This window comes from Haloarchaeobius salinus (assembly GCF_024464185.1).
Classification (GTDB): domain Archaea; phylum Halobacteriota; class Halobacteria; order Halobacteriales; family Natrialbaceae; genus Haloarchaeobius; species Haloarchaeobius salinus.
On sequence record NZ_JANHAU010000002.1, the window covers coordinates 1,075,329 to 1,096,375 of the forward strand.

The following is a 21,047-nucleotide window of genomic DNA, read 5'->3' on the forward strand; positions in this document are numbered from 1 at the left end:
CGAGGCGGTGGGGGTACTCAATCGGGGCCGTAGGTCGTCGCCAGCGCGTCGAGTGCATCGTGGTGCTCGGTGGTGTGGGGGGCGGTGAGCGGTGAGACGCTGATGCGGCCCTCGACGACAGCACGTCGGTCGGTTCCGTCGGGGTCTGGGACTTCACCGCTGGCCATGCGCTCCCAGACGCGGTCGTGGAGGGAGGCGATACCGTTGTCGACGGTCGCGTCCATGTCGTACATGTGCGACGGGCGGGTGATCTCGATGTCGCCGGTGCAGTGTTCGGGGACGGGTGCGTTGAGGTTGAGGTAGTCCGCGTGGTCGAACACGCCCGCGCCGAGGGCGTGTTTCACGAGGTAGGTGGTGGCGCGGGTGGCTTCGACGTACTTCGACGGGGGGACGTCCACGTCGGCCCACTCGCGATCGTCGTCGGGGTCGAGGGGGACGTACAGGGAGGCTGCGATGGCAGGGACGTCGAAGAAGGCGGCCTCGACGGCGGCGCTGACGGTGCCGGAGCGGCCGAGGACGTAGTGGCCGAGGTTCGCGCCCTTGTTGCAGCCGGAGACGACGAGGTCGGGGTCCGGGCAGATGGCCTGGAGGCCGGCGACGACGCAGTCCGCGGGGGTGCCCTGGATGGCGTAGCCGAGTTCGTGTTCGGCCACGTCGACACGGCTGGAGATGGCGCGTCCGACGGCGCTCTGGTCCGTCGCGGGTGCGACGGCGGTGACGTCACCGAGGTCCGAGAGCGAGTCGTGGAGGGCTCTGAACCCCGGGCTCTCGATGCCGTCGTCGTTGGTGAGGAGGATGTCGAGGTCGTCGTCCATGCCCGGTGGCTCGGAGTGGGTGGGCAAAAGGCCACCGTTCGGGGAGCTTCGGGGGGCGGCCTTCGCGTCGGCGAGTGTCGGTCAGTCGGCGCTCGTCGGCTGTACTCCGCCGGTATCGGGTGCTCGCTCTTCGGGTGTGAGGTAGCACTGCGGGTCGGGGGCGAACGGGTCGTCGTGGACCGCGAGCGACCGGAGCGGCGAGCCACCCTTGCAGATGTCGGCGTACTGGCAGTCGGTGCAGCGTCCCTGGAGCCTGTCCTCGCGGGCCCGGAGGGCGTTCACGAGTGGGTTGGAGTCGTCCTCCCAGATGGCACCGAAGGGACGGTCGCGGACGTTACCGAGGCTGTATGACTGCCAGAACTGGTTGAGGTGGACGTTGCCCTGGTAGTCGATGTCGGCGACGCGCTCGCCGGCGGGGTCGCCGCCGTTAGTCTCGAGGTACCGGCGGACGGTCCGCGCGCGGGACTCGCCCATCTCGCGGCGAGCGTACTCGGTGATGTAGCCGGCGTCGGCGTAGTTACCGACCAGCAGCGTCTCTATCTCGTGACCCTCGTCGTGGTATGCTCGGGTGAGGTCACAGACCTCGCGGACGGCCTCCCTGCGTGCCGCCGTCGAGAGGTCGGTGTCCGCGATGTCCGCGCCGCGCCCGCCGTAGGCGAGGTGGTAGAAGCAGAAGCGGTCGAGCCCGGTGTCGGCGAGCAGGTCGACGATGTCGCGCAGGTCGTCGCGGTTGTGCTGGGTGATGGTGTACCGGAGGCCGGTCTTCAGTCCGGCGTCGAGGCAGTGCTCGATGCCCCGGACCGCGGCGTCGAACGCGCCGTCCTGCCCGCGGAAGTGGTCGTTGGTCGCTTCCATCCCGTCGACCGAGATGCCGGCGTAGGCGAGTCCGGCGTCGGCGAGTTCCCGGGCGCGGTCCGCGCTGATGAGCGTCCCGTTGGTCGAGAGGACGGGTCGGAGCCCGATGTCGGCCGCGTAGTCGACGAGTTCGACGAGGTCGGGTCTGACGAGCGGTTCCCCGCCGGAGAACAGGACGACCGGCACGCCGTAGTCCGCGAGGTCGTCGAGCAGTCGTTTCCCCTCCCGGGTCGAGAACTCGCCGTCGGCCCCGCTGTCGCAGGCGCTCGCGTAGCAGTGCTCGCAGTAGAGGTTGCACCCGCGCGTCGTGTTCCAGACGACGACCGGCCGACGCTGTTTCTCGTCGGATATCTGTTCCTTCTCCGATTCGTCGGCGGCGTCGTACCGGAGGCCGTCACCCTCGGCGTCGAGCCCGCACAGTAGTTTCGAGACGGATATCATGGGTGTCAGTCGTCCGCGGGGGTCGCGGCTTCGTCCAGCGTCGAGGGAGTGAAGCGGTGCACAGCGTCGGCGGGGCAGAGCCAGAGGTCGTCCGCGGTGAACGAGAACAGCGTGGCCGCCTGCTCGTAGGCGATGTCCCAGGCGTCCGCCGTGACGCTCCCGACGTGGCGCATCGGGTCGGTGCTGGTCTCCCGGACGAACACCTCCCACTCCGAGCCATCGGTCGCTCGCGGTGCATCGCTGACGCGTATTCGGTCCTCCACTGGCATACCCGGGGGGTTGGCAGGGGACCCAAAAGCCACCCTCGGGGATTTTCAGCCGGTGGGAACGGTGGTGGGCATGTTCGGGTCCGGAGGGCGGTCCGGCGCTCTCAGACCGGTTTCGGGATGCGGTCGACGACCGTCTCCTCGTCGACGACGAGGTTGTAGGAGTCCTCGTCGTCGTTCCAGAGGGCGAGCACGCCGTCGAAGGCGAGGAGGTCGCCGTAGTCGGCGGCCGCGAGGTCGGCGTTGCCGGCGGTCTCGCGCACGAGGACGGCGTAGTTGTCCTCGCTCTCGGAGCCGTCGCCGATCTTGAACAGCGGGTTGGCGTCGCGGTCCTCCGGCGAGAGGTCGTGGGAGAGCTTCACCGCGAGCAGGTCGATGCGATTGGAGACGTGGTCGTCCATGGCCGCCATCTTCGCGTAGGTGTTCGGGGACGGCGTCACGTCGAGCAGCCGTTCGTCGTCGTGGCGGAGGACGCTGTACGAGAACTGCACGTCGACGTTCACGAACTCCCCGTCTGCGGGCTCGCGGTCGGCGTCGGGGTCCGCATCGTCGGCGGGTCTCTCGTCGAGACGGCGCTGGAACGCGGGGACCGCGAGGTCGGGCCGGACGTCGAACGACCAGCCGCGGTCGGTCGGGGTCTCGTTCGGCCAGAGACGGACCGTCGGCGCGTAGACGGTCGGGGCGTCGCTGGCTCCGCTGTCGGCGACGGCACGTTCCAGCTCGCGGAGGCCGGTGCTCGTGTTCCGGTCCGCGGGGGCGAGCGCGACGAGCGAGCCGTCGGCGGCGACGTGGTCGAGGTAGCGCCGGAGCACTACCTCCGGGTCGTCGAGCTCGTTGAGGACGTTCGCGAACAGGACGAGGTCGTACTCGCGTTCGGGCTCGAACGCCTCGGCGGTCGTCTCGTGGACGGTGGTGTGGACGTTCGGGCCGGTCTCCGCGAGGAGTGCCTCGAGCACCTCGGTGGCGGCACTGGGCTCGACGGCATGGTAGTCCACGAGGGCGTCGTCGGGCAGGTAGTCGGCGATGCCGAGCGCGGGGCCGCCGACGCCCGCACCGACGTCAAGGACGCGGAGCTCCCGGGGGAGCAGCCGCTTCGCGACGAGGTCGTTCAGGACGTACTGCACCGCGGCGTAGAAGTCCGGGAGGTGGTAGATGGCGTAGCCGAGCGCGACGTCGGTGTCGTACTCGACCTGCCGTCGCTGGTAGTAGTCGTCCTTGAGCCGGCGGATGGTCAGGCGGAGTCCGTCCCCGGCGTCCCCGGACGCCCACTCGTAGCCGTAGCGGTCCATGAGCAGCTCGTCGAGCGCCTCCACGTAGGTCTCCGGGAGCGACTCGACCACGTCCACGGTGGTCTCGACCGGTCGCTCGGAGACCGGGGCGAAGGTGCCGTCGTCCTGCTCGACGAGCCCGAGGGCGACCGCCTCCTCGCGGAGCACCTGACGGACGACGGCGGGGTGGGGCTGGCCGGTGACGTACTCGCAGATCTCGTCGGGGTCGATGGGACGGACGTTCCGGAGGTACTTCGCGTTGGAGACGACGCTCTCCCTGTCGACCATCGTCAGGCACCTTCCGTGTCGCCGTCACCGTCGTCGGTCGTCCCGTCCTGCAGTCGTTCGTACAGTCGTTCGAACTCGTCTCGGTCCGCGTCGGCGATCCGGTCGGCGGCCGCGCCGACTGCGTCCGCGCCGTCGAACCGGGACTGGATGTCGGCGTAGACGTGGGCGTCGCCGTCGGTCACCCGCTCGACGAGCGCCTGCAGGTCGGCGGAGACGGGGGTGTGGAACCGCCCGTCGACCGACTCCGCGGCGAGGCCGTAGGCGAGGACGGCCGCGTGGGCGCTCGCCTGCACCGTCTCCATCGCCTCGTCGTGCTCGTCCTGCGTCGTCTCGAATACCTCGTTGCCGGCGTCGGTGAGTGCGGTCCTGACCGCGTCGACCCGCGGTCCGGGCTCGGCGGTGACGGCGGCGATCCGCCCCGGCGCGCTCTCCGGCGCGAACAGCGGGTGGAGGCTCAGCCGTTCGAGGTCGGGTGCGTGCTCGCGCATCGCCGCGAGTGGGCTCGCCATCTCGCCGGTGACGTCGACCATCGCGTGTTCGGCGCGGTCGGCCTGTGCCGCGACGGCGTCACCGACGACGGGTATCGGCACGGCGAGGCAGACCACGTCGTAGGTGTCGGTGCCGTCGATGTCGGCGGTCGTAGTGTCGACGCCGGCGGCCGCTGCAGCCTCGCGGGCGACGGCAGGGTCCGCATCCGCGAAGGCGACTGGGCCATCGAGTGCGTCGGCCAGCCAGCGTCCCATGGAACCGGCCCCGACGACGAGTGTTCGCATCGCTACGGGGTAGCGAACCGGCGTTCAAAAGGGGTTCGGTCGGCCTCAGAAGAAGCCCGCGTAGTAGAACAGGCCGATGGTCAGCACGACGAGCAGACCGATGGTTATCATCAGCCAGTTGAACGCGCCCTCGGGGCTCATGGCGGAGAGGTTCATAGTTCGGAGTTCCCCGAGCGACATTTTAAAGCTGTTTATCCGGATTCGTCCGCGTCAGTCCACGACGAGTTCGACCGGGTAGTCGACGAGGTTCTCGTAGCCGTCCTCGGTGACGACGACGATGTCCTCGATGCGGACGCCGCCGACGTCGGGGTCGTAGAGCCCCGGTTCGATGGTGATGATGTGGCCCGCCTGCAGCGCCTCGCCGTCGCGGGAGACGGCGGGAGCCTCGTGGACGTCGAGCCCGACACCGTGGCCGGTCGAGTGGATGAAGCCGGTCTCCGTGCCGGGGTCGGTGAAGATGGTCGGGTAGCCGGCGTCCTGGTAGACGTCGACGACGGCCTGGTTCACCGCGTCACCGGTCGCGCCCGCCTCGACGGCGTCGAGCGCCGCCTTCCGGGCCTCGTCGGTGACCTCGTACCACTCGCGCTGGGTCTCCGAGGGCTCGCCTTTGAGGAACGTCCGGGTCATGTCCGAGTGGTAGTTCGTCGCCTTGTCCTTCGGGAAGATGTCGACGATGACGAACTCGTCCGCGCGGATGGGGCCGCTGCCACGGTCGTGCGGGTCGGCGGCGTCCGCGCCGCAGGCGACGATGGTCTCGTCGAGCGCGCAGTCGTGCCGGAGCAGGCTGATCTCGATCTCCTGCTTGACGAACTCGCAGGTGAGCACCTCGCCGTCGGGCCGGTGGAGGACGCCGTCCTCGTCGACGGTCGCCTCGGCGATGAGCTCCTCCGCACGGGCCATCGCGGCCTCGTTCGCGCGCTGGGCCGTCCGGACGTTGTCGACCTCCTCGTCGGTCTTCACCGCACGGATGTCGCCGACGACACCCTCGTCGTCGGGCACCACGGCGACGCCCTGGTTCCGGAGTCCGTCCGCCGTTCCGACAGGGAAGTCCCGGCCGACGGCGACCGACTCGCAGCCGAGGTCCGCGAGGAACTCGGCCTGGACGAGTTCGGTCGCCTTCTCGGCGCTGTGCTCGCGTCGCTTCTCCTGCAGGCCGTAGTCGGTGAGCCGTGCGACCCGGTTGAGGCGGTCCGCCTTCTTCGCCCGACCGTACTCCAGCGAGGAGACGAGCGCCGCCGTCTCGTCGGGTGTGTAGACCGCGAAAAAGGGATCGGGCGCGCCGAAACCGGTCAGGTAGTAGCAGTCGGAGTTCGACTCGTCGTCGTAGAACGCGTAGCCGTCCAGGTCCTGCTCGTCGAGGAACTCGTCGAGTGCGGCGAGGTCAGGGTCCATATCGCGACTCTCCCGCGCGGCGAGTAAAAACCGTCCGGTTGGGGAAGCGGCCCGCCGGTTCCGGCGAACCCTCGGCTCATCCGAGGATGGCCACGTCGACCCGGTGCGGCCCCTCGGGTGCCGCCAGCTCGACCGAGTCGACGAGGTGGTCCGTGACCGCCTCGCGCCACTCCTCGACCGCCCTCACGTGGCGCTCGTGGTGCGTGTCGACGTCGTACTCGCCATCGGGCTCCGTATCCACGGCCCGTGGGTACGCCGGCGCGGTGTCCGCGATCAGCCGGCCCGGGTGGAGGTGGAACGCACCGGTCCCTTCGTCCCGTCCATCGGTGACCCCGTCGGGACCGACACGGTGGATGCGGGCGCGCATCCGACCGGTGAACGGCGGTGTGACCCGGAGCACCGTCTCGTTGCCCTGTTCGCTCGCCTCCAGCGCGGCGAGTACGTCGCTCGCGTGTACCGCCAGCGACCGGATCACCGTCGGGTCGTCGTCCTCGCTCACAGCAACACACTGGGGGGCGTCGGACTTGAGCGCGTCGCCGACGGTAATCTCACCGCGGTCGGTACGCTCATGCCGCGACCGCTCGACGACCCGATATGGACGTCTCCATCTCGCCCTCGACGGTCCACGGGACCGCACGGACACCGCCCTCGAAGAGCTACACGCATCGGGCCATCCTCGCCGCGGGCTACGCTGACGGTGCGGTCGTGACGGGCCCGCTGCTCAGCGCCGACACGCGGGCGACGGCCCGTGCCGTCGAGGCGTTCGGCGGGTCGGTCGAGACCACCGACGACGGGGGCCGCCTCGACATCGACGGGTTCGATGGCGAGCCCGGAGCTCCGGACGACGTCATCGACTGCGCCAACAGCGGGACGACGATGCGGCTGGTCACGGCGGCGGCCGGGCTGGTCGACGGGACGACCGTCCTGACCGGCGACGAGTCGCTCCGGTCCCGGCCGCAGGGGCCGCTCCTCGGCGCGCTCTCCGAACTCGGAGCACGAGCCGAGAGCACCCGCGGCAACGGACAGGCACCGCTGGTCGTCACCGGCCCCATCTCCGGCGGAACCGTCTCCATACCTGGTGACGTCTCCTCGCAGTACGTCACCGCCCTGCTCATGGCCGGCGCGAACACCGACGACGGCGTCCGGATCGACCTCGAAACGGAGCTCAAATCCGCACCCTACGTCGACATCACGCTCGACGTCCTGGATGCGTTCGGGGTCACGGCCGAGCGAACCGGGACCGGGTTCGCGGTCGACGGCGGTCAGCGGTACGACGCCGGCGGCGAGTACGCCGTCCCGGGGGACTTCTCCTCGCTGTCGTACCTCCTCGCGGCGGGGGCCATCGCCGCCCCCGACGGGCTCACCCTCGAGGGTGCGGTACCGAGCGCCCAGGGCGATACCGCCATCGTCGACATCGTCGAGCGGATGGGCGGGGCGGTCGACTGGGACCGCGAAGCTGGGAGGGTCCGCGTCTCGCAGTCGGCGCTCTCCGGCACCGCGGTCGACGTGGGGGACACGCCGGACCTCCTTCCCACTATCGCCGCGCTCGGTGCAATCGCCGACGGCGAGACCCGCATCGAGAACGTCGAGCACGTCCGCTACAAGGAGACCGACCGCGTGAGCGCGATGGCCGAGGAGCTTTCGAAACTCGGCACGAGCGTCACCGAGCACGAGGACGAACTCGTCGTCCACGGCGACGAGAGCGAGCTCGTCGGTGCCCGCGTCGACGGACGGAAGGACCACCGCATCGTGATGGCGCTGTCGCTGGTCGGCCTCGTCGCCGACGGGGAGACGACCGTCGTGGGCGGCGAACACGTCGACGTCTCGTTCCCGAACTTCTTCGACGTACTCGCTGACCTCGGTGCGACCGTGCGCCGCTGACCTGTACGACCGGGGACTCTTTTTAGGGAGCGGCCGTTCGTCGGGGGTATGCTCCGGACGGACGTCGCGGCGTCGCTACGCGACCGGCTCGAGGACGACGGCTATCTCTTCCCCGACTACGACGGCTACTGCTTCTCGAACCTGTCCGGTTCGGTCGCGTCGCTGCTGGACGCCGACGCCGGCCGACCGCTCCCGGCCGACACCTTCGACGATGTCGACACCGACGGCATCGAGACGGTGCTCGTCGTGCTGGTCGACGGCTTCGGCTGGACGCAGTGGCAGCACGAACGAGACCACCACGCGTTCCTCGACCGCCTCACCGATGCGGCACGGGTGACTCCGCTCACCTCCGTCTACCCGAGCGAGACCGCGGCCGCCATCACGACGTTCCACACGGGCGCGCTGCCGGCCGAGCACGGCGTCGTCGGCTGGAACGTCCACGACCCCGGGTTCGGCGAGACGTTCGAGGCGCTCCCGTTCCTGACGAAGGAGGGCGAGGAACCGACCGGGCTCGACGAGGACGAGGTGTTCGACGCCGACGCGATCTACCCGGCGCTGGCCGAGCAGGGCGTCGAATCCCACCACGTCGTTCCGTTCGACGAGACGTACGAGGGAGCGACAGCGCACACCTACGGTTCCATGGACGAGCTGCCCGAGCAGCTTCGGGCGGCGGCCGACGCCGTCGACGGGCGTTCGTACTGCTTCTGTTACGTCCCGCACGTCGACCACGAGGGACACAGGACCGGCACGCGCTCCGACGCGTACCGCGACACGGTCGCCGAGATGTTCGACGTGATAGAGCAATCGCTCGCCGGACTGGACGACGAGACGCGGGAGGAGACGCTGTTGCTGGTGACGGCCGACCACGGACACGTCGACACCGACCCCGAGCGCAACGTGAATCTGGACGCGGACGCCGAGCTGGTCGACGCGCTTGCGCGGGACGGCGACGGCGAGCCGATTCGGTTCGCGGGCAGCCCACGCAACGTCCAGCTTCACTTGCAACGGGGGCGTGTGGAGGCGACGGCCGACCGGCTGGCCGCGTCGCTCGACGCCCACGCGTTCACGCAGAAGGAGGTGCTGGAGATGGAGCTGTTCGGCGACGTGGAGCCGTCGGAAACGTTCCTCCGACGGATGGGTGACGTGACCCTGACGCACCGCGACCTCGGGACGTGGTGGGGCGACCACGAGGCCGAGGAGCTGTCGCTGGTCGGGATGCACGGGGGCTTGCACCCCGAGGAGATGCTGACCGAGGTCGCGGCAGTCCGGCTCTCGGAGCTGTCGTGATACCGGTGTCGTGACTGCTCGTCGTGGGGGCTGACAGGCGACGCTCGTACTCGCCCTGCACGCTGCGTCGCACAACCGCGGGACGTACAGGGGTGGCGGTCAGGTCACGCCCGGTCTGGTCCCGGCATGGTACTTCAACGGTCAGTTCTGGCGCCGTCTAGAACACCTAAATCCCCACGTCACCGAGACGGGGACATGAACGGCAATCGCTTCGGTCGCCTCTTCCAGGTGACCACGTTCGGGGAGAGCCACGGGGAGGCGATGGGCGTGACAGTGTCGGGCTGTCCAGCCGGCCTCGAACTCGAGGAGGCCGACGTACAGGCAGAGCTGGACCGGCGGAAGCCCGGCCAGTCACACATCACGACCAGTCGTGGCGAACCGGACGCGGTCTCCATCAAGTCCGGGGTGCAGGACGGCTACACGACGGGGACGCCCATCGGGATGGTCATCGAGAACAAGGACGCCCGCTCGGGCAAGTACGAGCCGTTCATCACGGCCCCGCGCCCGAGCCACGGCGACTTCACGTACTCCGCGAAGTTCGGCACCCGGAACTGGGGCGGCGGCGGGCGCTCGTCGGCCAGGGAGACGGTGAACTGGGTCGCGGCGGGTGCCATCGCGAAGAAGATCCTCGCGACGGAGGGTATCGAGGTCCGTGCGCACGTCAACCAGATCGGCGACATCGAGGCCCCCGGGGTCTCGTGGGAGGAGCTGGGCGAGCACACCGAGGAGAACGAGGTGCGCTGTGCCCACCCCGAGACGGCGGAACGGATGCGAGACCTGGTCGACGAGTACCAGGAGGCGGGTGACTCCATCGGCGGCAGCGTCTACTTCGAGACGCGTGGGGTCCCGCGAGGCCTCGGCGCGCCCCGGTTCGACGGCGTCCCGTCGCGGCTCGGACAGGCGTTCATGTCCATCCCGGCGACGACCGCCTTCGAGTTCGGTCTGGGGAAGGATGCACGGGAGGTCGCCGGTATCGACCGGAACGAGGACTGGGAGTTCGACGGGGACGGCGACCCGGTGCCGGTCGGCAACGACCACGGCGGCCTGCAGGGTGGTATCACGACCGGTGAGCCCATCTACGGGGAGATCACGTGGCACGCGCCGACCTCGATACCGAAGGAGCAGACGACGGTCGACTGGGAAACCGGCGAGGAGAAGCAGGTACAGGTCATCGGCCGCCACGACCCCGTGCTGCCACCTCGTGCGGTGCCGGTCGTCGAGTCGATGGTGGCGTGCACCATCCTCGATTTCATGCTGCTCGGCGGGCGCATCAACCCGGACCGGCTGGACGGCCAGCCCGGCGAGTACGACACGGACTACCACCCGAGTCAACCCGAGTAGCGGAACGGCGGTCGGCTTCGGGTCGCTTCAGTCGAGGATTCCCATGTCCTTCGCGACGAGGTCGTTCAGCTGGTCGAGCACGTCGGGGTCGACCTGTGCGCCCGGCTCGCCGTCGTGGAGCTGTTCGTTGTGGCGGGCGACCGCGTCTTCCACCTCCGCGAAGGGGACGCTGGTCCTGGTGTCACAGTCGTCACAGACGACCGGTATCTCGGGGAGTTCGTCGTCGCTGGTCATGTCCGAATCGACTCGGTTCCGGATTAAAATTCGTGCGGTTCGACCCGCCGTTCGTGCCGTCGACGGCCCCGCCGTCGGTCTTTCACGATTATTCCATGCTAATGTATAGCAAAGGCTTTAGTCTAACTCCATCCAATCCCCTAATACACTGGCCTTACAGGGGGCCGTGATTACTGAGCATGACTGATGATGAACTTATCTGGCGGATCGCGGGCGGTTCCGGTGACGGGATCGACTCGACCAGCCAGAACTTCGCGAAGGCCCTGATGCGGTCGGGGCTCGACATCTTCACACACCGCCACTACCCATCACGAATCCGTGGTGGCCACACGTACGTGGAGATCCGAGCGGCAGGGCACGAGGTACAGTCCCGCGGTGACGGCTACAACTTCCTGCTCGCGCTGGGCGACTCGTTCGCCCGGAACCCGAAGGAGGAGGCCGTCTACGGCGACGAGGAGATCAAACCGCTCTCGGAGAACCTCGACGAGCTCCGCGAGGGCGGGGTCATCGTCTACGACTCCGGGTTGCTGGAGGAGGACGACGTGGCCGAACTGAACCTCGAGGAGCGTGCCGAGGAGAACGACTGGCACGTCTTCCCCATCGACCTCCGCGGGATGGCCAAGGAGCACGGCCGCGAGGTCATGCGGAACACGGCCGGCGTCGGCGTCACCGCCGCGCTGCTGGAGATGGAGCTCGACCACATCGAGAACCTGATGACGGACGCGATGTCCGGTGACGTCCTGGAGGCGAACCTCTCCATCCTGCGCGACGCCTACGAGATGGCTCAGGAGGAGTACGAGTTCGAGCACGACGTGCGCGCCCCCACCGGCGAGCACGACGAGGAGCAGGTGCTCGTCTCCGGCTCGAACGCCATCGCCTACGGCGCACTCGACGAGGGCTGCCGGTTCATCGCCGGCTACCCGATGACGCCGTGGACCGACGTGTTCACCATCATGTCCCAGAACCTGCCGAAGATGGGCGGTATCTCCGAGCAGGTCGAGGACGAGATCGCCGCGGCGGCACTCGCGGTCGGTGCGAGCCACGCCGGCGCGAAGGCCATGTCCGGCTCGTCCGGCGGCGGCTTCGCGCTGATGTCCGAGCCGCTCGGCCTCGCCGAAATGACCGAGACGCCGCTCGTGCTCGTCGAGTCCATGCGTGCCGGGCCGTCGACCGGGATGCCGACGAAGCCCGAGCAGGCCGACCTCGAGCACGTCCTCTACACCTCCCAGGGCGACTCCCAGCGCGTCGTCTTCGCGCCGGGGAACATCGAGGAGGCGTACGACCAGACGCGGATGGCATTCCACGTCGCCTACGAGTACCAGATCCCGACGATCCTCATCTACGACCAGAAGCTCTCCGGCGAGAACAAGAACGTCGACGAGAGCTTCTTCGACCGCGAGCCGAACCCGTCGCTCGGGTCGACGCTCACGGAGGAGGAACTGAAGGAGGCCGCCCACGAGGCGACGGGCAAGTTCATGCGCTTCCAGTCCGACCCCGACGAGACCGAGAACGGCGTCAGCCCGCGCTCCCTGCCGGGACAGAAGGGCGGCCGCTACCTCGCGTCGGGTAACGAGCACTGGCCGTCGGGCCACATCGCCGAGGACCCGGACAACCGCGTCCTCCAGATGGACCGCCGCAAGCGCAAGATAGAGTCCATCCGCGCGGAGCTCGACGAGGAGCACGACTCCCAGCAGACGTACTTCGGCGACGACTCCGCGGACCTCGGCATCATCACCTGGGGCTCCCAGCAGGGCACCGTCGAGGAGGCCGTCGAACGCCTCAACGACGACGGCCACTCCGTGAAGGGTATCGGCGTCTCCGACATGATGCCGTTCCCAGAGCAGGAGATGACGGAGTTCCTCGAGAGCGTCGACGAGGCGCTCGTCGTCGAGATGAACGCCTCGGCGCAGTTCCGTGGCCTGCTCCAGAAGGAGCTGGGCCGCTTCGGACCGAAGCTCACCTCGATGCTCAAGTACAACGGGAACCCGTTCGAGCCCGGCGAGATCGTCGAGGGCTTCGAGATCCGCCTCGGTGGCGACTCGGCCGAACCGACAGCACAGGTGCGTTTCGAACCAGCAGCAGGTGATTAGATCATGAGTGCATTCAACGCGATCGGAGAGGAGCGAGAGATCGACCGGGACGAGTTCACCCCCGGCAACGAGCCCCAGCCGACCTGGTGTCCGGGCTGTGGCGACTTCGGCGTCCTGAAGGCGCTGAAGCAGGCCCTGCCCGAGGTCGGCCGGAACCCGGAGGAGGTCCTGACTGTCACCGGAATCGGCTGTTCCGGCAAGCTGAACAGCTACCTCGACAGCTACGGCTTCCACACCATCCACGGCCGCTCGCTGCCCGTCGCCCGGGCCGCGAAGCTGGCTAACCCGGAGCTTGAGGTCGTCGCCGCCGGCGGCGACGGTGACGGCTACGGCATCGGCGGGAACCACTTCATCCACACCGCCCGGGAGAACCACGACATGACCTACATCGTGTTCAACAACGAGGTCTTCGGCCTGACGAAGGGCCAGACCTCGCCCACCTCCCCGAAGGGCCACAAGTCGAAGACCCAGCCGTCGGGGAGCGCGAAGACGCCCATCCGGCCGCTGTCGCAGTCGCTCAACGCCGGCGCGGGCTACATCGCCCGCACCGCGGCCGTCAACCCCAACCAGGCCAAGGAGATCATCAAGGAGGCCATCGAGTACGACGGCTTCGCGCACATCGACTTCCTCACGCAGTGCCCGACCTGGAACAAGGACGCCAAGCAGTACGTCCCCTACATCGACATCCAGGAGTCCGACGACTACGAACACGACATCAACGACCGGGCCGAGGCGTCCCAGATGATGTTCGAGACGGAGAACAAGCTCTACGAGGGCGAGGTGCTCACCGGCCGCTACTACGTGGACGACGAGAGCCCGTCCTACCAGGCCGAGAAGCAGGCAATCGGCGAGATGCCCGACGAGCCGCTCGTCGAGCGGTACTTCGACGAGGACTACGAGTGGGAGCGCAGCTACGACCTGCTCGACCGCCACAAGTAGCGCAGTCACCCGGTTTGCGGCCGGCCTCCGGAGCGATTTTGCGAACCGTCCGTCCCGTTTTCGGATTCATAACTTATTTTTCCGCCGACGCAAACTCTACTGTATGAGCACCGAATCGACGGCCGACCGTATCCTCTCCGTGCTGGAGGAGGACGCCCAGGCCTCCTACGCCGAGATCGCCGAACGAGCCGATGTGTCCAAACCCACCGTCCGGAAGTACATCAGCCAGCTCGAGGACGAGGGTGTCATCGTCGGCTACTCGGCCGACGTGGATCCGAAGAAGCTCTCCAGTCAGTCGATCGCACTGGTCGGTATCGACGTGGCCTCGGAGCGCTACGTCGAAGCGACGCGGGCACTCAAGTCGCTCGATGCAGTCGAGTCGCTGTACACCTCCAGCGGCGACCACATGCTGATGGCCGAGGTGCGTGCCGCCGACGGCGACGAGCTCGGCGACGTCATCCACGACGAGGTGCTCTCCATCGAGGGCGTCACCGCCGCGCATCCCTCGTTCCTGCAGGAGCGGCTGAAGTAGACCCCGACGGAGGGACGTCGAGGAGACCACGGGTCACAGGCCGCCGGTGCCGCCACCCGGTTCCTTTTGCACTCGGATTCCCTACACGTGGGTATGCCTGTCTACTCGCGTCGAACCGTCGTCGACGCCCCGTTCCAGACCGTCTGGGACTTCCACTCCGACGTCGCTGGGCTGGAGGCGCTCACCCCCGGCTTCGCGAACCTCCGCGTCGAGTCGGTGCGCGGGCCGGACGGCGAACTGGACCCCGACGTGCTCGAGACGGGCGCGGAGATCGAGATGTCGATGCGGCCGTTCGGCGTGGGGCCGACCCAGCGCTGGACCTCCGTCATCACTGAACGGACGGAGGACGCCGGCGCGGCGCTGTTCCGCGACGAGATGCGCGGTGGCCCGTTCCGACACTGGGAGCACACCCACAGCTTCTACGCCGCAGGCGACCGGACCGTCGTCGACGACCGCGTCGAGTACCGGCTCCCGCCCGCGGGCCTCGGCGACCTCGCGGGGCCGTTCGCCTGGGTCGGCTTCGAGCCGATGTTCCGGTACCGACACCGCCGAACGAAGGAACTGCTCGAGCACTGAGAGACCCGTCCAGCCTGTAGGTTTAACCGCGTCGCGACCCTTTCTGTATCTGTATGACACACGTCGTAGTCGTCGGCGGCGGTCCCGCCGGCCTGTCCGCCGCACTGTTCACAGCGAAGAACGGACTCGAGACAACCGTCTACGACACGGATGGCACCTGGATGCACAAGGCGCATCTGTTCAACTACCTCGGTATCGAGTCCGAGGACGGCTCCGCGTTCATCGAGGACGCACGCGAGCAGGTCGACGAGTTCGGCGTCGACCGTCACCAGGGCGTCGAGGTTACCGGCGTCGAGGCGACCGACGACGGCTTCACCGTCACGACGGAGGACGACGACGAGGTCGAGGCGGACTACGTCGTCCTCGCGACGGGCGCGAACCGCGACCTCGCCGAGGCGCTCGGCTGTGCGTTCACCGACGAGGACATCGTCGACGTGGACGTGACGATGGAGAGCAGCGTCGACGACTGCTACGCGACGGGCGCGATGGTCCGCGCCGAGGAGTGGCAGGCCGTCATCTCGGCGGGCGACGGGGCGGCCGCCGCGCTCAACATCCTCTCGAAGGAGAAGGGCGAGCACTTCCACGACTTCGACACGCCCGCCGACGCGGAGTAGCGCAGTCGACGACGCCTGTCGAGTGCGACCGTCCGCGTCGCCGCGACCGGAATCTCCTTGACGCACCTCCCCGGATTGCCTGACGTGTCGGTCACAGTCCGCGAGTACGTCGGCTCCCGGCCGGTCGTCGGGCTCGCCGTCGCGGTCGCCGCCGTCAGCACGAGCGCGCCGCTCGTCGAGCTGTCGGCGGCCCCGAGCTCGGTGAAGGCGTTCTACCGGGTGCTGTTCATGACCTGCCTGGTCGCGCCGGTGGCACTCCGGCGGTCACCGGGCGACTTCCGGCGTATCACGTCGCGGGACCTCGGCCTCGCTGTCGTCGCGGGCGTCGCCCTCGCCGCCCACTTCGCGCTCTGGTTCGCGAGCATCGACCTGACGACCATCGCGGCGAGCGCGACGCTCGTCCAGACCCAGCCGCTGTTCGTCGCCCTCGGCGCGTGGCTCCTGCTGCGCGACCGCGTCACGCGGCGGACGGTCGTCGGCATCCTCGTCGCGGTCGGCGGCGCGGCGCTCATCGGACTCGACGCGGGCGAGAGCGCGACCGCGACCGACCCCCTGCTCGGGAACGTGCTCGCGGTCGTCGCCGCCGCGATGGCCGCAAGCTACGTGGTGGCCGGGCGGTCGCTCCGCCAGCGCATCCGGCTGTTCCCGTACGTCACCGTCGTCTACGGGGCCTGTACAGTCGTCCTGCTCGGAACGGTCCTCGCCGAGGGCCACGCCCTCCTGGACTACCCGCCGCGGGAGTACGTCCTGTTTCTGGCGATGGCGGTCGGCCCGGGCATCTTCGGTCACACCGTCATCAACTGGCTGCTCGAACGGGTCGAGTCGGCCGTCGTTAGCGTCTCCCTGCTCGGTGAACCCCTCGGTGCAGCCCTGCTCGCGCTGGCGCTGTTCGGCGAGGTACCAGGTGTCCTCACGGTCGTCGGCGGGGCCGTCGCGCTCGTCGGTATCGGCATCACGGTCTGGACGCGGGAGCAGGACGAGGAAGGGGGCGGCGGTCCGACTGACTGAGGACCGACTCCGGCCGTTCTCGGCCGACACACCCCACTACTGCATGTGATGCAAGTGAACGGGCGGAAGCTCGGGACGCTCGGAATCCCTGGCGTCCTCGGCGTGTTCACGAACGAACCGGCGCTGTACCGGTGTTCGCGGTCGACCGAACCGTCGAGGTACCCGTCCCGGCGAAACCTGAGCGTCCGTGTCCACCGAATCGCGAGCCGCCGGCCTCAGTCCACCTCCACGTAGCTCGGGCGCTCCTCGTACGAGATTGGGTCACGCTCGCCGAGCCGCTGGAAGGCCTGAAGCCGGAACGCGCAGGCGTCACAGGTCCCACAGGCCGGCTCCTCCGCCCGGTAGCACGACCAGGTGTGCTCGTAGGGGACGTCGAGGGAGAGCCCGTACTCGGCGATCTCGGTCTTCGACCACTCGGCGAACGGTGCCGCGATGTCGATGTCGGTGCCCGGCTTCGTGCCGACGTCGACGACGCGCTGGAAGGCGTCGAAGAAGGCCGGTCGGCAGTCGGGGTAGCCCGAGAAGTCCTCGCTGTGAGCACCGATGAAGACGGCGTCGCAGTCGTTCGCCTCGGCGTAGGAGACCGCCATCGAGAGCAGGTTCGCGTTCCGGAACGGCACGTACGACGACGGCACTTCCTCGGCGTCGAGGTCGGCGTCTTCGACGGCCATCCCGTCGTCGGTCAGGGAGGAGCCACCCACCGCCTGCAGGTGACCGGTCTCGACGTGGAGGAAGTCGACGACGGCGTCGAGGTCGTCCGAGAGCGCCTCTGCACACTCGAACTCGCGGTTCTGTGTCTGCTGGCCGTAGCTGGTGTGCAGCAGGCACACCTCGTAGCTCCGGTCGGCCGCGAGGTACGCGGCGGTCGCCGAGTCCATCCCGCCGGAGGCGAGGACGACGGCGCGCTGCGGTCCGGTCGGTCGGTGGGCACTGGTCGGTTCGTCGGCGTGGTGCTGGTCGCTCGTGTCGGGGGTCTCGTCGGTCATGTGTGTGGTGAAGGGCGTCACGTTTCGGGGGCGTCGTTCCAGAGGTCCACGTGGAGGCGTGGGGTGTACCGGTAGCCATGGGCCATCGCCAGCTCGGCGACGCGGTCGCGGGTCTCCGCGAGTCGGTCGCGCGTCGCGCCCTCGGGCATCAGCAGCACGTCGCCGTCGCGGATCGGGACGTGAGCGACGGCCCGGAGCCGGGAGAGCAGCTCCTCGACCTCCCTGACGTCGGTCTCGTCGGTGACGACGAACTTCAGCTGGTGGTCGTGGTCGGCGACGAGCCGGGAGAGGCTGTCGAGGTCGATCCGGTCGCGTTCGTGGCGTTCGGCCCACTCGCCCTCGCCGGCGGGGTCCCGCTCGGGGGTGGGCGTGCTGTTCGCCAGCTTCGGGGAGATGGACGCGAGGTCGATGGGTGCGTCCCGGTGGATGGTGCCGTTGGTCTCGACGGTCGTGTGGTAGCCCCGGGCGTCGAGTTCGTGGAGCAAGTCGACGACCGCGTCGTGGAGCAGGGGTTCACCACCGGTGACGACGACGTGGTCCGCGCGGTCGTACCCGGCGACCGCCGCGACGATCTCGTCGACGTCCATCCAGGCGTGGGTGGGTTCCCACGAGGTGTGGTAGGAGTCACAGAACCAGCACCGGAGGTTGCAGCCGCTCGTGCGGACGAACACGCTCGGGACGCCCGCGAGGCGACCCTCCCCCTGGAGCGAGTAGAACAGCTCGTTGATGGGGAGGTCGCCGTCGCCGTCGTCCGGCCGGGTCACGTCGCTGGTGACCGGCATCTCAGAAGCCGCCACCGCACAGCTCCGACGTCTCGGAGACGCGGACCGCCACGTCCGCCACGTTGTCGGGGAGGTGCGCCTCGAGCTCTGCCTCGAAGTACGCGCTCATCACCTCCGCCGTCGGTGGGTGGTCGAGCACGACGACGCCATCGCCGTCGCCGGTCGACTCGAACGCCTCGACGAGCGGGTCGCCGGCCTCCAGCAGGAACCGGTGATCGAACCCCTCGAGCACGTCGGTCACGTCTCCCTTGTCGACGACCCAGCCCTCCTCGGTGAGCGTCCCCGTCAGGCGGACGGTCACCTCGTAGTTGTGACCGTGCGGTCGCGAGCACTTCCCGTCGTGATGTTGGATGCGGTGACCGGCGCTGAGACGGATGGGCCGGTCGCGACCGACGTGGAGCGTCCGCTCGGTGTCGTCGAGCACGACGTCTTCCCGGTCGCGTTCGAGGATCGTTCCAGTCATACCTGGATATTCCCCAGGGAATACTTGAACCTGCCGAACGGGCCGCTGATGCGTCGAGGTCGCCACTGGCGGTGGAGGAACGGACGGTCCGAAGCAGTCACTCCATCTGGTCCTGGATGCGGTTCTTCGCCTCCGAGCGTTCCTTGCAGGAGAACGACGGGGCCGTCTCGGAGAAGTCGACCGCGAGTTCGTCGAGCGTCCGCCGGTAGACGTTGGTCCGTCGACCCTCCTCGGAGAGCTGTCGCCCCTCGCACTCGAGCAGCCCCGCCTCCACGAGCTCCTCGATACGCCGGTAACAGGTCGCTATCGGGATGCCCATCTCGTCGCTGAGTTCCTGTGCCGACGCCGGCGACTGCGCCGCACAGAGTATCTTCGCGCTGTACTTGTTGCCCAGTGCCTCGAGCAGGTCCCGCTCGTCGACCCCGGTGCCTTGTTCAGCCCATCGTCCAGTAGACATCTGCCACAGTATAGTCCCATTATCAAGATTGAATCTTGTGGTAGTGGGTCGTTAGGTTTCGCGTGACCAGCAGGATTAGGATCGTCCGAACCAACACGGAGCTATGGTGGGATTATCGGGGTGGAGACGGTTGCACCCGTGGTGGAAGATGTCACGTCCATCACAGCTCGTGCTCATCCTGGTCGTCTACGCGCTCGGTGTAGCGCTGGGGACCACCCGCGGCGGTACGTTCGACCCCGCTCGGACCGTCGTCGGCGCGCTCGCGCTCGTCCCACTCGCGGCCAGCGTCCACTACGTGAACGAGTACGCCGACGTGGAGACTGACGCCATCACCGAGCGGATGCGTTTCTCGGGTGGGAGCGGCGCGCTCGTCGAGACGGGACTCCCCGCCGAGACCGCGTTGCGGGCCGCGCTGACGGCGCTCGCGGTCGGGACCGCGACGACCTGGTACGCCGCCTCCGTCGGCTCGGTGACCGGCCCCGGACTCGCGCTGCTCGCGGTCGTCGTGGTCGCCGGCTGGGCCTACTCCGTCGGGCCACGACTCGTCGCCCGCGGACTCGGCGAAGTCACGAACGCGCTGCTCGGCGGGCTCGTACTCCCGCTGTACGGCGTCGCGGTCGCTCGTGGCCCACTCGATGCGGTCGCCGTGCTCGCCGTCCTCCCGTTCGCGGTCTACGTCTTCGCGAACCTCCTCGCGACGCAGTGGCCGGACCGGCGGGCCGACGAACGGACCGGGAAGCGGACGTTACCGACCCGCTGGTCGCCGTCGCGGCTCCGGCGCGCCCACTGGCTGACCACCGGTGCGACGTTCGCGCTGTTCGGGCTGCTCCCGGTCCTCGGTGTCCTCCCGCGACTCGTCGGCTGGAGCTGCCTCCTGCTTGCACCGGTCGGGCTGGTCGCGAGCAGTCGTTTCACCCGAGTCACGTCGCCGTTTCCGAGCGTGGCGACGATGGTCGGACTGGCGGTCGTCCAGCTCCTCGCGTGGGCGCTGCTCGTCGTCGCTCGCGGGGGTCAACGTTTTTACCCACCGGGGGTATTAGGCGTATAAGATCATGTCTGCGGACCTGCCCGACGAACTCCTGGACGTCGAGGTCGAGGCCGACGCGGAAGACCTCGACCCCGACGCGACGACCGAGCGCCCGGACGACGCCCCCCGTGAGCAGGAGGACGAGGAGACGGAGCGGTTCGTCATCTTCCACATCGGCGAGAAACCCTTCGCCGTCAGCGTCGACGCCGTCAAGAGCATCGTCAAGGTGTCCGAACGGACCCGCGTTCCCCGGACATCGCCGGCCATCGACGGTATCATGGACCTCCGCGGCGATATCACGGCCGTCATCGAGCCGCGAGTCCACTTCCGGGTCGACGCCGACCCCGCGCCGTTCGAACGTCAGCGTATCATCGTCTTCGACCGCACCGCCGACAAGCAGGGCGTCGGCATCCGGGTCGACGGCGTCGACGGCGTCGAGGTGTTCCCGCTCCGACAGATCGTCCCGGACGACCACGCGGAGGCCGCCGACGCGTCCCACCCGCTCGTGAACGCGGTCATCCGCCGGGTCGAAGACGACGAAGTGACCGAACGTATCGGACTGCTGGACATCAAAGGTCTCATCAAGGCGTCGGGGCAGGACGCCACGGCGTAGAACGAACGACTAAACGTCCGGTTACTGGCTGTTCGGGTGTTCCTACCCTGTATTCTCGACTCTGATAACCGGGCAACAGCATTTATGTTCGCGCTACGTCTAACGTGGCTTGGTGTACT

23 protein-coding genes are annotated in these 21,047 nt (G+C 68.5%); 11 read left to right on the top strand and 12 right to left on the bottom strand.

The genetic code is table 11. From position 1 onward, the window contains the following. Nucleotides 1-17: 17 nt before the first annotated feature. The 7 genes from surE to NO345_RS12085 form a co-directional block, all read right to left on the bottom strand. On the bottom strand, nucleotides 18-815 hold the full coding sequence (gene surE / locus NO345_RS12055; protein WP_256299491.1) for a 5'/3'-nucleotidase SurE: 798 nt from the start codon (nucleotides 813-815) through the stop codon (nucleotides 18-20). An 81-nt stretch (nucleotides 816-896) separates the two neighbouring features. After that, the gene (locus NO345_RS12060) at nucleotides 897-2,111 is read right to left on the bottom strand and encodes a TIGR04347 family pseudo-SAM/SPASM protein (protein ID WP_256299492.1); all 1,215 of its coding nucleotides are present in this window, start codon (nucleotides 2,109-2,111) and stop codon (nucleotides 897-899) included. 5 nt (nucleotides 2,112-2,116) lie between these two features. Then, nucleotides 2,117-2,380 carry an Htur_1727 family rSAM-partnered candidate RiPP gene (locus tag NO345_RS12065; protein WP_256299493.1) on the bottom strand — a complete coding sequence of 88 codons (264 nt, stop codon included), beginning with the start codon at nucleotides 2,378-2,380 and terminating at the stop codon, nucleotides 2,117-2,119. Nucleotides 2,381-2,481: 101 nt separating this feature from the next. Further along, on the bottom strand, nucleotides 2,482-3,933 hold the full coding sequence (locus NO345_RS12070; protein WP_256299494.1) for a small ribosomal subunit Rsm22 family protein: 1,452 nt from the start codon (nucleotides 3,931-3,933) through the stop codon (nucleotides 2,482-2,484). Between the two features lie 2 nt (nucleotides 3,934-3,935). Continuing rightward, the gene (locus NO345_RS12075) at nucleotides 3,936-4,706 is read right to left on the bottom strand and encodes a prephenate dehydrogenase/arogenate dehydrogenase family protein (protein ID WP_256299495.1); all 771 of its coding nucleotides are present in this window, start codon (nucleotides 4,704-4,706) and stop codon (nucleotides 3,936-3,938) included. Between the two features lie 210 nt (nucleotides 4,707-4,916). Then, nucleotides 4,917-6,098, bottom strand: a complete 1,182-nt coding sequence (locus tag NO345_RS12080; protein WP_256299496.1) for a M24 family metallopeptidase — start codon at nucleotides 6,096-6,098, stop codon at nucleotides 4,917-4,919. A gap of 76 nt (nucleotides 6,099-6,174) precedes the next feature. Beyond that, nucleotides 6,175-6,597 carry a DUF8009 family protein gene (locus tag NO345_RS12085; RefSeq protein WP_256299497.1) on the bottom strand — a complete coding sequence of 141 codons (423 nt, stop codon included), beginning with the start codon at nucleotides 6,595-6,597 and terminating at the stop codon, nucleotides 6,175-6,177. Nucleotides 6,598-6,692: 95 nt separating this feature from the next. Here NO345_RS12085 and aroA point away from each other — a divergent pair, with 95 nt between their 5' ends. The 3 genes from aroA to aroC all read left to right on the top strand — a co-directional run bounded on the left by aroA (nucleotide 6,693) and on the right by aroC (nucleotide 10,607). Beyond that, nucleotides 6,693-7,979 (top strand): 3-phosphoshikimate 1-carboxyvinyltransferase, encoded by a 1,287-nt coding sequence (gene aroA, locus NO345_RS12090; RefSeq protein WP_256299498.1) that lies wholly within the window; start codon nucleotides 6,693-6,695, stop codon nucleotides 7,977-7,979. Nucleotides 7,980-8,027: 48 nt separating this feature from the next. Beyond that, on the top strand, nucleotides 8,028-9,266 hold the full coding sequence (locus NO345_RS12095) for an alkaline phosphatase family protein (protein ID WP_256299499.1): 1,239 nt from the start codon (nucleotides 8,028-8,030) through the stop codon (nucleotides 9,264-9,266). A 195-nt stretch (nucleotides 9,267-9,461) separates the two neighbouring features. Then, the gene (gene aroC / locus NO345_RS12100; protein ID WP_256299500.1) at nucleotides 9,462-10,607 is read left to right on the top strand and encodes a chorismate synthase; all 1,146 of its coding nucleotides are present in this window, start codon (nucleotides 9,462-9,464) and stop codon (nucleotides 10,605-10,607) included. A 27-nt stretch (nucleotides 10,608-10,634) separates the two neighbouring features. Here the strand turns inward: aroC and NO345_RS12105 are convergent, their stop codons facing one another. After that, nucleotides 10,635-10,841 (bottom strand): DUF8149 family protein, encoded by a 207-nt coding sequence (locus NO345_RS12105; protein ID WP_256299501.1) that lies wholly within the window; start codon nucleotides 10,839-10,841, stop codon nucleotides 10,635-10,637. A gap of 179 nt (nucleotides 10,842-11,020) precedes the next feature. On the opposite strand from NO345_RS12105, the gene NO345_RS12110 reads away from it, so the two are divergent. The 6 genes from NO345_RS12110 to NO345_RS12135 all read left to right on the top strand — a co-directional run bounded on the left by NO345_RS12110 (nucleotide 11,021) and on the right by NO345_RS12135 (nucleotide 16,600). Further along, entirely contained in the window at nucleotides 11,021-12,931 is a 1,911-nt protein-coding gene (locus tag NO345_RS12110; protein WP_256299502.1) for a 2-oxoacid:acceptor oxidoreductase subunit alpha, read from the top strand. Nucleotides 12,932-12,934: 3 nt separating this feature from the next. Next, complete coding sequence (locus tag NO345_RS12115) at nucleotides 12,935-13,870, top strand: thiamine pyrophosphate-dependent enzyme (RefSeq protein WP_256299503.1); 936 nt, start codon at nucleotides 12,935-12,937, stop codon at nucleotides 13,868-13,870. 103 nt (nucleotides 13,871-13,973) lie between these two features. Then, nucleotides 13,974-14,402 (top strand): HTH-type transcriptional regulator LrpA1, encoded by a 429-nt coding sequence (gene lrpA1 / locus NO345_RS12120; protein WP_256299504.1) that lies wholly within the window; start codon nucleotides 13,974-13,976, stop codon nucleotides 14,400-14,402. 93 nt (nucleotides 14,403-14,495) lie between these two features. Beyond that, nucleotides 14,496-14,978 carry an SRPBCC family protein gene (locus NO345_RS12125; RefSeq protein ID WP_256299505.1) on the top strand — a complete coding sequence of 161 codons (483 nt, stop codon included), beginning with the start codon at nucleotides 14,496-14,498 and terminating at the stop codon, nucleotides 14,976-14,978. Between the two features lie 53 nt (nucleotides 14,979-15,031). Then, entirely contained in the window at nucleotides 15,032-15,592 is a 561-nt protein-coding gene (locus NO345_RS12130; RefSeq protein WP_256299506.1) for an FAD-dependent oxidoreductase, read from the top strand. Nucleotides 15,593-15,676: 84 nt separating this feature from the next. After that, a complete protein-coding gene (locus NO345_RS12135) occupies nucleotides 15,677-16,600 on the top strand; it encodes a DMT family transporter (protein WP_256299507.1) in 924 nt (307 codons plus the stop codon). 215 nt (nucleotides 16,601-16,815) lie between these two features. On the opposite strand, the gene queC is transcribed toward NO345_RS12135, so the two are convergent. From queC to NO345_RS12155, 4 genes are all read right to left on the bottom strand, one after another. Next, on the bottom strand, nucleotides 16,816-17,586 hold the full coding sequence (queC, locus tag NO345_RS12140) for a 7-cyano-7-deazaguanine synthase QueC (protein ID WP_303646856.1): 771 nt from the start codon (nucleotides 17,584-17,586) through the stop codon (nucleotides 16,816-16,818). Between the two features lie 17 nt (nucleotides 17,587-17,603). Beyond that, nucleotides 17,604-18,368, bottom strand: a complete 765-nt coding sequence (locus tag NO345_RS12145; protein WP_256299509.1) for a 7-carboxy-7-deazaguanine synthase QueE — start codon at nucleotides 18,366-18,368, stop codon at nucleotides 17,604-17,606. A 1-nt stretch (nucleotide 18,369) separates the two neighbouring features. Next, complete coding sequence (locus NO345_RS12150) at nucleotides 18,370-18,831, bottom strand: 6-pyruvoyl trahydropterin synthase family protein (protein ID WP_256299510.1); 462 nt, start codon at nucleotides 18,829-18,831, stop codon at nucleotides 18,370-18,372. A gap of 97 nt (nucleotides 18,832-18,928) precedes the next feature. Then, a complete protein-coding gene (locus NO345_RS12155; RefSeq protein WP_256299511.1) occupies nucleotides 18,929-19,288 on the bottom strand; it encodes an ArsR/SmtB family transcription factor in 360 nt (119 codons plus the stop codon). Between the two features lie 148 nt (nucleotides 19,289-19,436). Between NO345_RS12155 and NO345_RS12160 the strand changes: the two genes are divergently transcribed. After that, nucleotides 19,437-20,336 (top strand): prenyltransferase, encoded by a 900-nt coding sequence (locus NO345_RS12160; protein ID WP_256299512.1) that lies wholly within the window; start codon nucleotides 19,437-19,439, stop codon nucleotides 20,334-20,336. 4 nt (nucleotides 20,337-20,340) lie between these two features. Continuing rightward, complete coding sequence (locus NO345_RS12165) at nucleotides 20,341-20,928, top strand: chemotaxis protein CheW (protein ID WP_256299513.1); 588 nt, start codon at nucleotides 20,341-20,343, stop codon at nucleotides 20,926-20,928. The last annotated feature ends 119 nt before the right edge of the window (nucleotides 20,929-21,047 follow it).